Here is a 16,936-nt window from a genome sequence, read left to right on the forward strand (position 1 = left end):
CGATGCGCCACGTTGAGATCGACGACACCACCTGGAACCGAATACTGGCTGTAAAGCACAACGGAAAACCTACGCCTGCTCTGTCATCGATGGAGAGGCTATACGGCCCCATCGCGGTCACGGGTCATCCCTTCGTCATGGCACAAGTCGGGCAGTCTCTTGATGGACGTGTGGCAACACCGACCGGCGATGCTCGCGACATTTCCGGAGCTGACGGCCTCGCCCATCTTCACCGCTGCCGCGCACTGGTCGATGCCGTCATCGTCGGATACGGAACAGTGGAAGCCGACGACCCGCAGCTTTCCGTCCGACTGGCCAAGGGCCGCTCGCCGGTTCGCGTTATCATCGATTGTCGCGGAGAACTCACGGGCCGCGAAGGACTCTTCCACGACGGTGGCGCTCCGATCATCGTCTTCCAAAGCACCGAGGCTGCCCAAAACCCGACTTTAAAGGCGGAGGTCATCCGCCTGCGTCCCAGCGCAACGGGCCTCAGCCCGCATCACATCCTGAAGGAACTCAGACAGCGCTCGTTGCAAAGCATTCTGGTGGAAGGCGGGGCTCGAACAATTGCCCGCTTCATAAATGAAGACCTGATCAACCGCCTGCATGTGATCATTTCCCCGATCATCATCGGATCCGGGCCAGCAGGCATTCATCTGCCGCCGATCACCCATCTCTGCGATGCCAGACGGCCTGAAACGCAGGTCTATTCGCTTGGCACAGATGTGCTGTTTGACTGTGTTCTCGCCCCGTCTATCTCAGCTGGCAGCCTCAGTCGTGCAGAGCCAAAAGATCTGTATGACCAACCACGCATGAGCTGTCCGGTCGACTGATCGCCGCCACTCTGAATGCCAGCCAGCGTTCAATTTCCGTGGCGCTCAAAGTGCCTATTTCCAGAAGCGGTTGCCGGAAGCCATCCAGAAAGCGCGACTGCAACTCGGCATGTTCTGCATCAAGCGTCCAGGGGCTGTCTTCCAGCGTAACCTCATAGCCACGCGCTCGCAGGCCTTCCGCCAAAAACGCGGAAGCTGCCGGGCCGAGTGCGGGACCGAACCCCTTGTCCGTGCGCTGATGCCGGTTGAAATCGTCGACGACTGCAGCATCAAGCTCATGCGGCACGGACCACTCCATGATGCCGTTGTAGTTCAGGGCGGCGTAAAGCCCGCAACCCTGCGGTCGGATATGATCAATCAGCCGACTGCAAAAGCCTTCCGAGCACAGATCGAAAAAGGCCGAGGCCGTCACCAGAGAGACGTCGCAAAGGTCAACATCTTCGATCGCATTCAGGTCCTGTTGGCACGTCGTGATCCGACCTCTGGCGCCAATCCGCATTTCTGCCTCAACCAGTAGCGCCGCATCATTGTCCATCAACAGCCAATGGCTGTCCTGAGGCAGATCGCTTGCCAAGGCACGCCATGTTGCCCCACTTCCACACCCCAGATCTGCGACCCAGGTGACTTTGTCGGTACAGGATTGCCGCTCGCCAATTTGAGAGGTCAGATGATTACATAACTTATGAACCAGATCAGAATTTCGCGCGGCGCGATCGGCTGGCTCCCTTAAGCTCAGCCAGGTCTTGTCAAATCCACTCATGATCTTCTCTGCTTAAACTGAGCCTCAAGACACTCGGCTATAATGCGCGCAGTGACATCCCATCCCGGCAAGGCTCTCCCATGACGGCGGGAGGCATCCGCATAGGACCTGCGAATCTCGGGCGATCCCAGCAAGGTGCGCAGCGCTCCGGCAAAACCGCCCGCGTCATCGACAGCAACGAGAAGACCTGCGTCTTCCGGCACCACGTCCGGCACCGCACCGGCATGACATGCGACGATGGGCAGGCCGTGAGCAAGGGCTTCCGCGAAGACCATCCCGTAGCCCTCATATCGACTGGCCAGGGCGAAAATATCGGCTGTCGCCAACAAGGCTGTCGCATCTTCCACTTCGCCCGTGAGAACAACCCGATGCTGCAAGCCCAGCTCTTCCACCAGACTCTGCAGATACGCACTGGTGTGCGGATCGAATGCCGTGCTGCCAACGATGGTCGCCGACCAAGGCAAATCCTCAATCTGCTTCAAGGCGGCCAGAAGTACATCATGCCCTTTGCGCGCAGTCAGTGATCCAATCGACAGAATTCGCGGAACCGCATTGCTGTTGCGTGCGGCCGGCGCCGGATTGGTTCCCGGGACGGCGACCGTGATCAAGCTGGCCGGAACGCTATAATTTTCCGTCAGTTCTCGCGCCGTCATAGGCGACGTCACGATCACCGCCGCGACTTGGGACAACGCCCGGTGTTCCTGAGCCTCAAGGCGACGTCTCTGGTTGCCGTCCAGCCCGGTTTCGAGCGCCAGGGGATGATGCACCAGAGCGATAATCTGCAAGCGCTGCGCATCGCGCGCAGCCCACACATCTAGAACCCCGAAAGCCAACCCATCCACGAGGACGCACGCGCCATCGGGCAAGGCAGAAAGCAATCGTTCCGCTCCAGTCAAACTTTCCTCGTCTGGAAACGGAAATCCGGCTCCGAGCGGCAACAACTCGACGTCCCATCCCAATTCCAGCAGCCCAGCGATGACACGACGGTCATAGCCATAGCCGCCAGTCTTCGTCTCCAGTGCACCAGGAAAGGCGAAGGTCAGCTTGCGTCGGGGCGAAGCCGTCAAAGATCAGCCTCGTACCATCCACGCGCCGCATGAGATTCTTGCAGTGTGACCTTGATCCTGCAGACGCGTGCACTTCCTGTCCCCAGGCGCTCCGCAGCAACACCTGCCGCGAGCTGATCAAAGATGTGTTTGGCCACGACCTCAGTCGTTGTGACCTTGCCATTGAAGACATCAACCTCATCGAGGTTCTTGTATTTCAACGGCTCCAGCACCGCCGACAACAACTCTGTGGCTGCACCGATATCAACTGCCAGACCATCTTCATCGACGTCTTTTGTAAAGAAGGCCGCATCGACAACAAAGGTGGCACCGTGCATCCCCTGGGCGGGGCCGAACACCGGGCGGGGCAAACTATGGGCGATCATGATGTGATCGCGAACTTCAACTGCAAACATCGGTCAATTTCCTCAATACAGTATGCGATGGCAAAGGGTATCCGGATCCGAGAGAATGCTTGGGTAAACCGTAGCAAGGTCTTCGAATTTGGTTTCGCCAGAGATCAGGACATCAAGTCTGCCATCCAACAGAAGTTCCAGCGCCTTGGCCATGCGTCGGCTGAAATCCCAACGCGCCCGGCGCGAGGCAGGGATAGCTCCGACCTGAGAGCTGACGAGTTTGAGCCTGCGTGCATGGAAAGCGCCGCCCAGCATCAGCGCTATGGACGTTTCCCCATACCAGCTCGCCTCGACAATCCGGGCTTCCTGTCCCGCCATGTCGAGAGCCGCCGCCAAGGCCTCTCCGGAAGCAGAGGCATTGATGAGAATATCGAACGCACCAAAGCCGTCCACTTCGTGGCCAGCACCGGCAAATATGACATCGAGCTCCTCGGCAATGACCTGCCGCGATGACCTTGGATCAATCAGGATGACCTCTGAACCCGGGATCTGCGAAGCGAGATAAGCCACCAACGCGCCGACAACTCCAGCCCCGAAAACGGCAACACGGTCTCCCGGCAGAATTTCAGCATCCCAGACAATATTGAGCGCCGTTTCCATGTTCGCTGCCAACACAGCGCGCGCGGGTGTCAGCCCTTCAGGCAACGGCGTCACCTGAGTGGCGTCGACAACGAACCGATCCTGATGGGGATGCAGACAGAAAACATCACGCCCAACCAGCTCACGCGGTCCGGCCTCGACCTGCCCGACAACCGCATAGCCGTATTTGACGGGAAATCCGAAGTCACCTTCCATGTTCGGCCCGCGCATCCGCGCCCATTCGCTTTGCGGAACCTTTCCATTAAAAACAAGCGCCTCTGTCCCCCGGCTTATGCCGCTAAAATGCGTGCAGACCTGCACCTGGCCTGCAATCACCCGTCCCAACGGCTCAGCGCGCAGTTCACAGTCTTGAGCAGCAGGAAACCACAGGGCCGTTGCAGTCAGTCCCTCAGCAGCATGGATCATAACGGCAAGACCTACTCTCGTGTTTCATAAGGCTTTTCTTGAAATTAGGTCATTTGCTCGACGATGCCATGCCTTACCAGCACCACAGGCACAGAAAATTTCACGGTGTTCAATTTTACCTGCCCTGCATCAACAGGTCATACCTCACATGTCATCCAGACGATGTGCTTTGCCGTAAAAACCGTCGAGACGTGATCACCAAATCATGAGAAGCGAACCAACCGCTTGAAAACTCAATGTGAGAAGCTGCAGAGTGGCCCAATGACACAAGCGGAAGATTATCTGCCGACACTTGGCAAAAGCTCCTCTAAGACGCCCCCTTCCCCAGCGCTGCCTGCCTTGCGGCGCAATGCGATTGGCTGGCTCGGAGCCATTTTCCTTCTGGCCATCGGGGGCTATATCTATGTCGGCACGCACATGGCGCTCGGCACGCAGGTGATCCTCGCCGCAACAGCCGTGCTTGCCGTGATTTACGCGGTTGTGCTTTATGCCTTGCCACATCATCGTCACAGACGTTTCGGCGCGGCCAATCTTGTTACGGCCATCCGCGCAGCTCTTGTTTCGATGATTGGTGCGGCTTTCTTCTTCGCTGACGGCCTTCATCCAGCAGACCCGGCGATGTGGCCGCTATTGATGATGATCGCCTGTGCCCTGATCCTGGATGGCGTGGATGGCTATCTAGCCCGTGAGACCCGGCAAGTCTCGGACTTTGGCGCGCGCTTCGACATGGAACTCGACGCGCTTTTCATCCTGTTTCTGGCCGCTGCCGTCTATCTCATGGGCAAAGCCGGCATCTGGGTGCTGCTCATCGGCGTGATGCGCTATCTCTTTGTGCTCACCAGCTGCTTCGCCGCACGGCTCCGCAATCCACTTCCGCCGTCTTTCCGACGCAAGCTTGTCTGCGTGATCCAGGTCGCTGCGCTGTGCTTTGCGCTTGTTCCCTTTGTCACCTCACCCGTCAGCGACTTGATCTCGGCAACTGCCCTCGTCTTGCTGAGCTATTCCTTTGCCGTCGACATCACCAGTCTGCTGACCCGTCAGGCCGCGCAGGCATGACCCATCTGAACCGGCTTTCACAGACCTTCGGTCTTCTACGATCAGTGCTGATCTACTATGGACAGCCCTGGCGACGGCGTGATTTGAAGCGCTTCTACCGCAACTTGATTTCCCCCGGAGACCTGGTCTTCGATATCGGGGCGCATGTCGGAAGCCGCAGCAAAACCCTTCTCAGCCTTGGAGCAGATGTTGTAGCCATCGAGCCCCAACCCGTCTTTGCCGCCTTTCTGAAGCGGCATTTCTCTGGCCAGCTCAAGGCACTGGAACAAGTCGCCGTCGGCCCTTGCTCTGGAAACGTCACGCTGCAGATCTCCTCGAGACATCCGACCGTCACCAGCATATCTCGTGAGTTTGTCTCGACCGTAAGCCAGTCCTCCGACTTTCGAAAAGTCGTCTGGGACCGTGAGATAAACGTTCCGATGGTCACACTCTCCCAGTTGATCACCCGCCATGGCAAACCTGCCTTTTGCAAGATCGACGTCGAAGGTGCAGAAGCCCACATCCTCCAAGGATTGGACCAGCCCTTGAAGCTTATCGCCTTTGAGTATGTGCCCGCTGCGAAGTCTATCGCCGTCGACTGCATTCAACGTCTTGAAGCCCTCGGCCCCTATCGCTTCAACCGGGTGACTGGAGAACGACACAAGTTTGCTCAAGCCGACTGGGTTGATGGTAGCCAAATCCGGGATTTCCTGTCAGCCCTGCGCGAGCAAGATCCGTCCGGTGACATTTATGCCCAGCTGGAGGCGTGAATTCATGCCCCGCTCAAGTCTTGCCGAGACGCCCTCGCCAAACATCGCATATCATCAACACGAGCGCCGGAAAACCGCCGCTTACGAGCGAAAAAATGCCGTAAAGCAGACTTGCCGCCACCCCTTGCTCCGGCGAATAGCCGAAGATTGGCCAAAGCGCTGCCGCCGCCATTTCACGTGTTCCCCATCCGCCAACGCTGGCCGGGATCAACATGGTCAGCAAGCTCAAGGGCACGATGGTTATGCAGGCTATGACGGAAAGCGGCGCCCCGACTGCATGAGATGCAATTGCGAACGTCATCACATAGGTCAGGACAATGAGGCTGCTCAGCCCAACCTGAACCGCCAAGGCTTTTCGATGCCAGAAAACTTCCAGCAAGTCTTCCCGCATTCCAGACAACCGAGAGCTTGTAGACTTTCGAAACACGGCGAAGCAGGCGCCAGACGCGACGCTCAAAAAACCGGCGACGATCAAGGCGATTTCCGTCGCCCCAACAGGCAGTCTCTCGGCAAGCACCAACGGCCAGGCGAAAAGACCCAAGCCGATCAGAAGCACGAAGGCGAGTTGACCGGAGACACGCTCCAGGACAATCGCAGAGGCCGGACGTTTCCAGCCACTTGGCCCAGCCTGCCTCTGGCGGTAGGCCCGCACAACGTCGCCAGCGACACCTCCTGGCAAGATCTGGTTCAAGCTGCTGCCGATGTAATATTCGTGCAGGGCTTCTCCCAACGGCAGATCCAGATTAAGCCGTCTCGCCGTAAACCGCCAACGCAGAGCGGAGAGCAAGATTTGAAGCTGAACAACCACGAAGGCAGCGCCAAGTGCGCGTATCGAAACAGCCGAAAGCGCGGTCCAGACGGCGCCAATATCGACAAACGCCGCGATTGCCGCCAGCAGCCCGAGACTGAGAGCAATCGGAAGAACCCCAAGTTTCAGCAAAGACACGTCGTCCTTTTCTTCGCGCCCTCGGGCCATCAGATCCGAGCAGAGCTCGAACCTACATGACCATTTGGATTGATGACAGCAAGGCCCATCGCAAGCCTTATTGGAAGCTTGTTAGCGCGGTTCTTCTTTATCTACTCATCGGAATAAGCGCACTGAACCTGCCAGATCACCCGGCAGGCTTAAGCTGGAGTGCTTTTTTGCGGCTCCCCCTTGAGATTCCACTAATCGCGCTCGCCTTGCTATTCTTTCCGCGTCCTGGGGCGAAGCTGCTTAGCATTCTTTTCGCGCTGGTGGTTTTCACTTTGCTCTTCCTGAAACTCGCCGATTACGGGGCACAAGCCGCGCTGCAGCGAGATGTGAACCCTTATCTGGACTTTCACCTGATCAGGAACGGCTGGAACTTCGCCTCCGGCGCCTTCGGACGCATTGCGGCGGGCCTTGGTATCGCAGCAGTTCTCGGGCTTTTTCTCTCGCTATTCGCGAGCTTTGTCTGGGCCCAACGGCAGATTTCGGACTTTCCAAGCCCAAGACGAAATCTTGCCATCGGTATCGTCACGGTGCTTCTCGCCCTTGGACTGGCACTCTGGGCGATAGGTCCCGGCGGCTTGGCTCCAGGCAACGCCCACGCCCGAACATATGATTATCTCGACCGACGGCTGACCCTCATTACCCGATCGATTGTCGATCTGCATAGCTTCGAAACCACTCTGGAAAGCCGAAGTGATGTGGCAAGCCGTCCAGATCTGTTCCAGGCGATCAAGGGCCGCGATGTGGTGCTGATCTTCGTGGAATCATATGGGCGCAGCGCAGTCGAGGATCCTGCCTATGCAGGACTGATCCGCCCCAGGTTGGCGCGAGCCGAAGCTCAGCTGGCGCAGGCTGGATTTTCCAGCGCCACCACCTGGCTGACGTCACCAACCGTCGGCGGCATGAGCTGGCTCGCACATGGCACCTTGCTCTCCGGGCTGAATGTCGACAGTCAGGCGCGCTACGACCTCTTGATGCGCAGCACCCGCCCCAGTCTCAATCGGATCTTCGCCGATGCCGGCTGGCAAACTTCAGCCGTGATGCCGGCGATCACCATGGAGTGGCCGGAAGCCGCCTATTTCGGCTATGATCAGATCTTCGCGTCCGACGACCTCGGGTATCGTGGCAAGCCCTTCAACTGGGTGACAATGCCCGATCAATATACCTTGAGTGCCTTCGAAACCCGCGTCCGCAGGCTAGCACACGCCAGATCCCAAGCGGTCATGAGCGAGATCGCCTTGATCTCCAGCCACGCCCCCTGGACGCCTATTCCCGAGCTGATCGACTGGCAGCATGTCGGCGATGGCACGATCTTCAATAGTCAGGCGGAACGTGGCGACCCGCCAGCGGTGGTCTGGTCTGACCCGGCAAGGGTTCAGCGTCAGTACATTAAGGCCGTCGACTATTCGCTGCAGACCATCGCGGACTATATCGCCCGCTTTGGGGAAGATGCGATTTTCATTGTGCTCGGCGACCATCAGCCGGCCGCGATCATCACCGGCCTGCACGCTTCCCGTGCCGTGCCGCTTCATATCATCAGCCAGGACAAGGCGTTGGTTGACCGCTTTCAGTCGACCGGTTTCACCTCCGGCATGACCCCAGACCGCGACACACCAGAGCATCCCATGCACTCCATGCGCGACCGGCTGATCACCGCGTTCAGCAAGAACGGTGAGCCGGAAACGCTGAACGCGGAATCAGAAGCTGAATGAACGACATCAGCTCTGCGCCACCAGGTGACGGTCTCCGAGGTCGAGAAACTGTACCCGTTCGACATCATGACCCAGCGGCATGATCGGGGACGGGATTTCACCGCTCGGGACCTCGAACACCCCCCGGCGTAGCGCCGGATCAGGGATCGGAACGGCCTTCATCAACTTGCGCGTATAGGGATGTTGGGGGTTTTCGAAGATCTGTCGGCGTGTGCCCATCTCGACGATCTGGCCGATATACATGACCGCAACCCGGTGCGAGACCTGTTCCACAACAGCCATGTCGTGCGAGATGAAGAGATAGGCCAGCCCCATCTCCTCCTGAAGCTCTTTCAGAAGATCCAGCACTTGCGCCTGCACCGAGACATCCAGGGCCGAGACGCTTTCATCCGCAATGATCACCTTCGGCGACAAGGCCAGTGCGCGGGCAATACAGATGCGCTGCCGCTGACCGCCGGAGAACTCATGCGGGTGCCGTCTCATCTGATCCGGTGTCAGGCCGACACGGTGGAACAGTCCGGCCACCCGGTCTTGCAATTCCTGTCCCTTTGCCAAACCGTGAATGATCAGCGGTTCGCCGACCAGATCCCCGACAGTCATCCGCGGATCAAGCGAGGCGTAGGGATCCTGAAACACCATCTGCAGGTTTCGTCGGTAAGCACGATCCGCTGCCGCCGTCTTGGCTTTCACCACATGCTCGCCAGAAACCCTGATGGAGCCCTCCCAGGGCACCAGGTTCATCAGCGCCTTGCCGATGGTCGACTTGCCACAACCGCTTTCTCCGACCAGCCCGAGCGTTTCACCGCGCGCCAGCTCGAAGCTGACGCCTTCGACCGCGTGAACGCGCGAGACAACCCGGTTGAGAACGCCGCCCTTCAGATCGAAACGCACCGTCAGGTCATCAACCTCCAGCACCTTTGCAGAAAGCATGTCACCGGCATGGACATTGGCCGGGTCCTTCCCTGCCATCGCACCGAGTTTGGGCACAGCAGCGAGAAGCTCCGCCGTATAAGGATCGCGCGGATTCTCAAACAACGGCAGCACGTCATTGTCTTCGACGATCTTGCCGTGCTGCATGACAATCACCCGGTCGGCCATTTCGGCGACAACACCCATGTCATGGGTGATCAGAATGATCGCGGTGCCGGTTTCCTTCTGCAGGTCCCGCATCAGCTGCAGGATCTGTGCCTGGATGGTCACATCGAGCGCTGTGGTTGGCTCATCGGCAATCAGCACCTTCGGATGGCAGGCGAGCGCCATCGCGATCATCACCCGCTGACGCATGCCACCGGACAACTCATGCGGATACTGCGTCATGCGGCGCTCGGGCTCAGACAGGCGCACGGCTTTCATGGCGTCCAAAGCCCGCCGATCCGCCTCCCGGCGCGAGACGCTTTCATGCGCCAGAACCGCTTCACGCAGTTGCCGTCCTATGGTCAGAACCGGATTGAGCGAGGTCATCGGCTCCTGAAAGATCATGGCAATATCATCACCACGCACGGAGCGCATCTCGCTCTCTCTCAACCCGGTCAGCTCACGCTCCCCCAGATGGATCGATCCACCGGCGACCCGCGCCATCGGCTCCGGCAAAAGCCCCATGATCGACAACGCCGTCATCGACTTGCCCGACCCGGACTCGCCGGCAATGCAGATGGTCTCGCCTTCATGCAGGTCAAAGCTCAAGCCGTCGACGACGATCTTCTGGCCGTTCGGCGTTGCCACGGCGGTCTTGAGCTCGCGAACGCTCAAAACGGTCTTGGCGGTCGTGCTGGCGGCGGACATTGACTGGCTCATGCGGGAGAACATCTCTGAATTTCAAAACAAAAAAGGCCGGGCCGCAGCCCGGCCAGTTGGGGTTAGTTCAACACCACTTTCGGGAAATAGAACGACACCACCCAATTGGGCGCATCGACGATTTCCGAAATGCGTAGGTCACCACAGACCGAGCAGAGCATGTAAGCTTCCACTGCAGAATAGTTGTGACGCGCGCACAGCAGGTCGATCATGTTGGAGACAGCCGCCTGGGCCCCCTCATACAGATCGGACCCGATGCCTGTCGTGACTTCGTAGCCCATCTCGTCGAGGTGGCGCGTCACGGGACCAGGGGTCTCGAAACGCGGCATCTTGAGATTGGCACCCTTGATCAGGTCCAGCTCGACAACCGTGTTCATCGGGCTTTCAATCGCCGTTCCACAGACTTCGCCGTCGCCCTGCGCAGCATGGGTGTCACCGATGGAAAACAGGGCGCCCGCCACTTCCACCGGAAGATACAGGGTTGTTCCCGCGGCAAGATCACGAATGTCGAGGTTCCCGCCAACGCGCCGTGGCGGCACGATGGAGTGCAAACCCGCTTCAGCAGGCGCAACACCAATGGTCCCGGCAAATGGCTTCAACGGCACCTTGCCGAACGGGGCAAAGGCCGATGTTCCCAGCTTGTCCTTGTCGTAGGACCAGACATGGAGCGCAGGCTCCTTGAACTGATCCGCCAACAGGCCGAAACCGGGTATATTCGCCGTCCAGCCAAAGCCGGAGGGCTTGAACTCGTGGATCTTCACCACAAGCGCATCCCCCGGTTCCGCCCCATCCACATAGATGGGGCCATTGACCGGATTGATCTTGCCGAAGTCCATGTCGGCAACGTCCTGAACGGTGCTGTCCGGGGTCAATTGACCGGCGGAGCTGTCCAGACATTCAAACTCCAGGACGGTGCCCGGAGCCACCTTTTCGGTCGGGGCAAACGAGTTGTCCCAACCGAAATGGTGCTGAGCCGCATGGATCGTATATGCGGCGGCCTTGCAGTTACTGCACATCTTTCGCCCAAACGTAGTCGTAGTTGACAGGGATGTGGACCGGATCGACGAAGATGGCATCGGGGCCACCCAGACGTTCGGACCGCATGGTGTATCGCTGCTCGTGGAAGACCGGAGCCCAAGCGGCGTCATCCATCACGGAGATGAAAATCTTCCGCCACATTTCCTCACGCTCGGCTTTCTTGGCCGGGTCGGTGATGCTGTCGGCTTCGGTCGCCATCGCGTCCAGCTCTTCGTTGCAATACCAGGACCAGTTCCAGCCGCCCTTGACCGCGCCCGAACAGCCCAAGATCGGACCGTAGAAGTTGGACGGATCCGGGAAGTCGGCGATCCAGGCCATGCCACCCGACCAGATCATCGGAGCCTGATCCGGCTCACCACCGGCAGCAATGACGTTGGCCTGTGCCAGTGCCTTGATCTCTGCCTTGATGCCGATGGCGGCAAGGTCAGCCTGTATGGCCTGTGTAATCCGCGGGTTCGGATCGGTGTTGTAGACGTAGATTTCCGTCTCGAAGCCATCCGGCAGTCCAGCTTCAGCCAGAAGCGCCTTGGCCGCTTCCGGATCGAACGGATAGCCTTCGTAGTTGTTGTCGTAGCCCGGCATGGACGGCGGCAGCGGCTGGTTGGCAGCAACGGCACGGCCATTGATGATGCGGATGATGCGGTCCTTGTTGATCGCCATGTTGACGGCCTTGCGGACCTCAACCTTGTCGAACGGCGGCATCTTGACGTTCATGGTGACGTAGCCCGTGTGCAGCTGACCACCCTCGATGATCAGGTCCTTGTATTGATCGTCCTGGGTCACTTCGAGGAACTTTGCCGGAGGGATACCATCGCCCGGAATGTCGGCTTCACCGCGCTGCAAGCGCAGCAGGGCAACAATCGGCTCCTGACCGACCTCAAAGGTGATCTGGTCGAGCTTCGGAACACCTGCCCGCCAATAATCTTCGTTGCGCTTGAAGATCAGGTGCTGACCGAGTGTCCAGTCTTCCAGGGAGAAGGCGCCCGTGCCGACAGGATGCTTGCCGAAATCTGCGCCGAATTCCTCAACCGTTTCCTTCGGAACGATGGACGAGAAGTTGATCGCCATCACATGCAGGAAGGTCGCGTCCGGACGGGACAGCTCAATCTTCACTGTATAAGGATCGACCACAGTCACACCGGACAGACCTTCGGCCTCACCGGCTGCAACCTCGTCAAAGCCCTTGATCGAACCGAAGAAGCCGGCGCCTGGGCTCTGGGTCTTCGGATTGGTGACACGGTCGAGGGAATACTTTACGTCTTCCGCGGTCATTTCGCGGCCGTTGTGAAACTTGACGCCCTCGCGCAGCTTGAACGTGAAAACCGTGCCATCGTCGGAAATGGTGTAGTCTTCCGCCAGATCCTTCATCAGGTTGGTGGTTCCCGGCTCGTAGTCCATCAGACCATCGAACAGGCTCTTGATCATCGACCAGTTCTGCCAGTCGTAACCAATGGCGGGGTCAAGGGTGGAGACGTCATCCTTGTAGGTGACGATCATCGAGCCGCCCTGTTTGATGTCGTCCGCGAGCGCCGGCGTCACCACCGATGTCAGGGCTGTCGCGGTCAGGAGAGCAGCTGCTCCTGCCAAAAATGCTTTTTTCATACGAAGTACCTCCGGTTCAGGTGAAGTCCGCCGGGCCGCTCTGTTGACGGCTTGTCCGGCAGGTTTTGCGCATCAGCGCAGTTTGATCCTTGGATCAATGAGAGGCGCGATCAAGTCGGCGACGAAGTTGCCAAGAACGATCGCGAATGCGGAAACAAGGGTGACGCCCATGATGATCGGAATATCGACCCGCTGAATGGCCTGCCAAGCGAGTTGGCCGATACCCGGCCAACCGAAGACGCTTTCCACCACGACAATGCCGCTCATGAAGAGACCGATATCGATGCCGATCATCGCAATGATTGGCAGCATGGCGTTGGGCATGGCGTGGCCGAACAGCACCTGCCAGCGCTTCAGGCCCTTGGCACGGGCTGTGCGGATGAAGTCCTGGCGCAGAACATCGATCATGGAAGAGCGCATCATGCGCGAGTACCAGCCGGCACCGAGAAACCCCAGGGTCAGGGACGGCAGAACCATGTGCATGAAGGTGCCGTAGCCGCCAATGGGGAACCAGCCGAGCTGCACGGCGAACACGTAGAGCAGCAGGATTCCAATCACGAACTGCGGCGAGGACACGCCGACGAAGGACAGGACCATCAAGCCATTATCCACGGCCGTATTACGCTTCAGTGCCGCGAGCAGCCCCATGGAAAGCCCGATGATCAACTCACTGACGATTGCCCCCAACATCAGCAGAAGCGTTGCCGGCAGACGTGAGACAATCAGCTCCCCGACTTCCGTCTTCTGCAGGTACGAGCGCCCAAGGTCACCCTGAACCAGCCCGGTCAGATAGCGGAAATACTGCTGGTAGAACGGCAAGTTCAGACCAAGCTGCTCACGAATGTTCTCGACTGTTTGAACCGTCGCACTGCGTCCGGCGATCTGACGAGCCGGATCGGCCGGGATCAGATAAAGCAGCACAAACGTCAGGAAGGAAATGCCGAGCAGGATCAGCAGAGACTGCAGGATACGGCGCGCAATATAGCTGCCCATGGCTCAGTGCCTCCCTTTCTGGGTCGGGTCCAGAACTTCGCGCAAGGCATCCCCCAACAGGTTGAACCCAAGCGCCAGTGCGATGATCGCAATGCCAGGGATGAACACCAGCCAGGGCGCAGAAGTGAAATAGGTCTGGTTCTCGTAGATGATGTTGCCCCATGAGGGCGTCGGCGGCTGAACGCCAATGCCGAGATAGCTAAGCGTTGCCTCGAGCAGCACTGTTGTCGAAATTCCCAGCGTGCCAAACACGACGATGGATGAGAGCAGGTGCGGCAGGATGTGCTTGAACAGAATGCGGAACGTCCCTGCCCCCATCGAGCGTTCGGCCACGATGAACTCACGCTCTGACAGGGAGCGCGTCTCGGTGTAGACAACTCGCGCCATCTGCACCCAGTTGACCATCGCAATCACCATCGCGACGATCCACAAGGACGGGCGAAACAGAGCAGCAAGCGTGATCGCCAGAAGAAGCGCGGGAAACGCCATCATCAGATCGGTGAAGCGCATCAGGATGGTCTCAACCCAGCCCCGGAAGAACCCGGCGAGAATGCCGACAAGTGCACCGACCGCAACCGCAATGCCGTTGGCGACGATACCGATGATGAGCGAGGTCTGCGCGCCGTAGATCAGGCGGGACAGCAGGTCGCGGCCGAGCAGATCCGTTCCGAGCCAGAATTCCGCCCCCGGTGGCAAAGGCGCCCCTTCCAGTGTCAGCCCCTCGAAAAACTGCTCGTTCGGATCAAACGGCGCGACCAGCGGCGCAAACAGGGCGGCACCGACGATCACCACAATCAGGACCAAGGCAAACAGCGCCAGTTTGCGCGCAAGAAGTCGACGCAAGACGCTTCTCTCCTGCGGCTCGACGACGGCCTGCTGCACCACGGTTTCACTCACACTCATTCCCTTCCCTGCTTCCATTCCGGACCCTGACCGGCAGCCTGCGCAACCAGCGCGTCGGCGGCATCTTCAATCGACACACGGCCGGCCATCGACAGCGACCTCAGGTGTCCATAGGCCTCGGTCGAGTCGCACTTGTGCACGTCCATCAAAAACAGCACGGCCTCGACCACATTCGGCCGCCGCGTCAGACGCGATTCCAGATCGGCGATGCGGTTGGCGGAGTCCCAATGGGTCTGAAAGGAGCGCACGGCAACGACCAGCGCCCCGAAGACCCCGGTCGATCCAATCGGCTTGCTGAGGTGTGCGCCGGCTCCGCGCTGAATGGCCCACTCAACCCGGCCCGGAGCTTCCGAGCCGATCAGCGCAACCATCGGCATCGGCAGATCCGACTGCGGCCAAGGGAATTGCTCCTCGTGCCCCATATCCGCGTCAAACAACACAATGTCGGCATTGCGGTGCTCGGCTGACAGCTCCGGCCAGACGCACGTCACGTCCATGCCAAGGCGTTCAAGCTGGCGTGTCAACCGCTCCACATCCTGATGCGGGCGGTGCAGTACCACGGCCTTCCAGCCGCGAAAATTTGGTGTCTTGAAGGCCTTCAGTCTCATTTGACCACCCTCAGAAACCCAGCGTCACCGGCAAGCGGATCTTCCACCTCTGACGTCAGAACAACAGCGTCGCGCAAGCGCTCGTTTCGTTCACTGTTTAGATTGACCAGATAGGGATCTGGTGCGAGGCGTCGAGCCTGCGGGTTGATGACCCGAAACGCCGCACGGCCCGCAGCTCCTTGTGCAGCACCTTCAACGACACCAATGAACGGCGTCAGTGTCGCATGCTGGGTCGACCTATCGATATGCAAATCGCCTACCGGTGTCGGCAACGGCATTTTCGTCAGAACGTCGCGCACTTCATCCGGATCGGCCGAACCGCATGCCTTGATCGCCTGGGCCAATGCCCAAACCGCCTGATAGGGTCCGGTGAACATGGCCGAAACGCCCCGCTCCTCTCCGTGCAGCTGATGCATGCGGCGAACGAAGTCGACGTTCTTCGGATAGTCGGCGGTCTCAAAGTAGGAGGCGGTGGAAATGACCCCATCGGCCGCGGCCCCGATGATCGGCAGTTCAGCTTCCGTCAGGTTGCAGCTCAGAACCGGCATCACGTCGGGACGGAACGCCGGATCACGCTCGCCCAGGTCCCGCAATGCCCGGAGAAAGGCATAGCTGCTGTCGCCGATCAGGTTGTTGAAGATGAAGTCAGGCCGGGTTTCGACAATCTCTGTGATCAGATGATCAATGTCGACATCCCCCAACGCCACATAACGCTCGCCCAGAACAGCACCGTCCTCGGCAGCCAGTAGCTCCCGCGCGATGCGGTTCATTTCCCAGCCCCAGATATAGTTCGAGCCGATGAGGAAGGCGCGCTTTCCAAATTGCGGCAAAATATGCTGGAACAGCGGGACGACATTCTGGTTCGGGCAGGCACCCGAATAGATCACCCGGTCGTGGCTCTCGAAGCCTTCGTAAGGCACCGAGTACCAGAGCAAACCCTGGTGCCTTTCCAGCACCGGAAGAAGCTCCTTGCGGCTCCAGGACGTCTGGCAACCAATAATATGACCACAGTCATTTTTTGCCATCATCTGATTGGCAAGCACTGCATAGGTCTCGGCCCGACAAGCCGGATCGGCTGTGATCGCCTTGAAGCTGAAGTCGAACAGGTCGGAGGCATTGACCTCAGAGATCGCCGTCATCGCACCGTGGTAGCCCTCTCGCCCGATAACAGAATAGGAGCCGGTGCTTGAAAACAGCACACCTACGGGGATTTCAATCCCAGCCATCGCCTCAACCCACTTGCTGCGCCCTGGTGCTGAATTCCCGCACCAGAACATAAAAAAACCCCGACCCGCAGCCGGTTACAGCTTGCGAAAGATCGGGGCCCAATTGCCGAACGGAACATCGTGTCCGCTATGTAGCACTAACAATCGCGATGCCAGCGGTTCTTGTCAATCTTGTGAACGCACAAAGAAACGGCATGCATACAAACCAAACAGGCAAACCTT

The 16,936-nt window shown here is 58.9% G+C and carries 16 protein-coding genes; 4 read left to right on the forward strand and 12 right to left on the reverse strand.

Going from position 1 to position 16,936, the window contains the following annotated elements; translation table 11 throughout:
* The first annotated feature begins 2 nt into the window (after positions 1-2).
* The gene (locus J0X15_RS01720) at positions 3-833 is read left to right on the forward strand and encodes a RibD family protein (protein ID WP_206937732.1); all 831 of its coding nucleotides are present in this window, start codon (positions 3-5) and stop codon (positions 831-833) included.
* Here the strand turns inward: J0X15_RS01720 and J0X15_RS01725 are convergent.
* The 4 genes from J0X15_RS01725 to J0X15_RS01740 are packed head-to-tail and all read right to left on the reverse strand — an operon-like array spanning position 772 to position 4,060.
* Positions 772-1,593: a methyltransferase domain-containing protein gene (locus tag J0X15_RS01725; protein WP_206937734.1), complete on the reverse strand. Its 822-nt coding sequence runs from the start codon at positions 1,591-1,593 to the stop codon at positions 772-774. The genes J0X15_RS01720 and J0X15_RS01725 overlap by 62 nt on opposite strands.
* Positions 1,590-2,660, reverse strand: coding sequence for a glycosyltransferase family 4 protein (locus tag J0X15_RS01730; RefSeq protein WP_209014992.1), 1,071 nt, complete (start codon positions 2,658-2,660; stop codon positions 1,590-1,592). Before J0X15_RS01730 ends, J0X15_RS01725 begins: the two co-directional genes overlap by 4 nt.
* Complete coding sequence (locus J0X15_RS01735; RefSeq protein WP_206937736.1) at positions 2,657-3,055, reverse strand: 6-pyruvoyl trahydropterin synthase family protein; 399 nt, start codon at positions 3,053-3,055, stop codon at positions 2,657-2,659. The genes J0X15_RS01730 and J0X15_RS01735 overlap by 4 nt, the downstream gene beginning before the upstream one ends.
* Before the next feature lie 12 nt (positions 3,056-3,067).
* Positions 3,068-4,060 (reverse strand): zinc-dependent alcohol dehydrogenase, encoded by a 993-nt coding sequence (locus J0X15_RS01740; protein WP_206937738.1) that lies wholly within the window; start codon positions 4,058-4,060, stop codon positions 3,068-3,070.
* Between the two features lie 261 nt (positions 4,061-4,321).
* Between J0X15_RS01740 and J0X15_RS01745 the strand changes: the two genes are divergently transcribed.
* Positions 4,322-5,116, forward strand: coding sequence for a CDP-alcohol phosphatidyltransferase family protein (locus tag J0X15_RS01745; RefSeq protein ID WP_209014993.1), 795 nt, complete (start codon positions 4,322-4,324; stop codon positions 5,114-5,116).
* Entirely contained in the window at positions 5,113-5,865 is a 753-nt protein-coding gene (locus J0X15_RS01750; RefSeq protein WP_209014994.1) for an FkbM family methyltransferase, read from the forward strand. The genes J0X15_RS01745 and J0X15_RS01750 overlap by 4 nt, the downstream gene beginning before the upstream one ends.
* A 13-nt stretch (positions 5,866-5,878) precedes the next feature.
* On the opposite strand, the gene J0X15_RS01755 is transcribed toward J0X15_RS01750, so the two are convergent.
* Positions 5,879-6,811 carry a lysylphosphatidylglycerol synthase transmembrane domain-containing protein gene (locus tag J0X15_RS01755; RefSeq protein WP_206937740.1) on the reverse strand — a complete coding sequence of 311 codons (933 nt, stop codon included), beginning with the start codon at positions 6,809-6,811 and terminating at the stop codon, positions 5,879-5,881.
* 197 nt (positions 6,812-7,008) lie between these two features.
* On the opposite strand from J0X15_RS01755, the gene J0X15_RS01760 reads away from it, so the two are divergent.
* On the forward strand, positions 7,009-8,550 hold the full coding sequence (locus tag J0X15_RS01760; RefSeq protein WP_206937741.1) for an alkaline phosphatase family protein: 1,542 nt from the start codon (positions 7,009-7,011) through the stop codon (positions 8,548-8,550).
* 6 nt (positions 8,551-8,556) lie between these two features.
* Here J0X15_RS01760 and J0X15_RS01765 read toward each other — a convergent pair whose 3' ends face one another.
* From J0X15_RS01765 to J0X15_RS01795, 7 genes are all read right to left on the reverse strand, one after another.
* Positions 8,557-10,344, reverse strand: a complete 1,788-nt coding sequence (locus J0X15_RS01765; RefSeq protein ID WP_206937744.1) for an ABC transporter ATP-binding protein — start codon at positions 10,342-10,344, stop codon at positions 8,557-8,559.
* 62 nt (positions 10,345-10,406) lie between these two features.
* Positions 10,407-11,360 carry an acetamidase/formamidase family protein gene (locus J0X15_RS01770; RefSeq protein ID WP_206937747.1) on the reverse strand — a complete coding sequence of 318 codons (954 nt, stop codon included), beginning with the start codon at positions 11,358-11,360 and terminating at the stop codon, positions 10,407-10,409.
* Positions 11,350-12,984 carry an ABC transporter substrate-binding protein gene (locus J0X15_RS01775; RefSeq protein ID WP_206937750.1) on the reverse strand — a complete coding sequence of 545 codons (1,635 nt, stop codon included), beginning with the start codon at positions 12,982-12,984 and terminating at the stop codon, positions 11,350-11,352. Before J0X15_RS01775 ends, J0X15_RS01770 begins: the two co-directional genes overlap by 11 nt.
* 72 nt (positions 12,985-13,056) lie before the next feature.
* Positions 13,057-13,977 carry an ABC transporter permease gene (locus J0X15_RS01780; protein ID WP_206937753.1) on the reverse strand — a complete coding sequence of 307 codons (921 nt, stop codon included), beginning with the start codon at positions 13,975-13,977 and terminating at the stop codon, positions 13,057-13,059.
* Positions 13,978-13,980: 3 nt separating this feature from the next.
* On the reverse strand, positions 13,981-14,880 hold the full coding sequence (locus tag J0X15_RS01785; protein ID WP_209014997.1) for an ABC transporter permease: 900 nt from the start codon (positions 14,878-14,880) through the stop codon (positions 13,981-13,983).
* A complete protein-coding gene (locus J0X15_RS01790; protein WP_206937757.1) occupies positions 14,877-15,488 on the reverse strand; it encodes an ANTAR domain-containing response regulator in 612 nt (203 codons plus the stop codon). The genes J0X15_RS01785 and J0X15_RS01790 overlap by 4 nt, the downstream gene beginning before the upstream one ends.
* Positions 15,485-16,714, reverse strand: coding sequence for a transporter substrate-binding domain-containing protein (locus J0X15_RS01795; RefSeq protein WP_206937758.1), 1,230 nt, complete (start codon positions 16,712-16,714; stop codon positions 15,485-15,487). Before J0X15_RS01795 ends, J0X15_RS01790 begins: the two co-directional genes overlap by 4 nt.
* Between the last annotated feature and the right edge of the window lie 222 nt (positions 16,715-16,936).

Origin of the sequence: Roseibium limicola (genome assembly GCF_017313085.1) — a bacterium.
GTDB classification, from domain to species: Bacteria; Pseudomonadota; Alphaproteobacteria; order Rhizobiales; family Stappiaceae; genus Roseibium; species Roseibium limicola.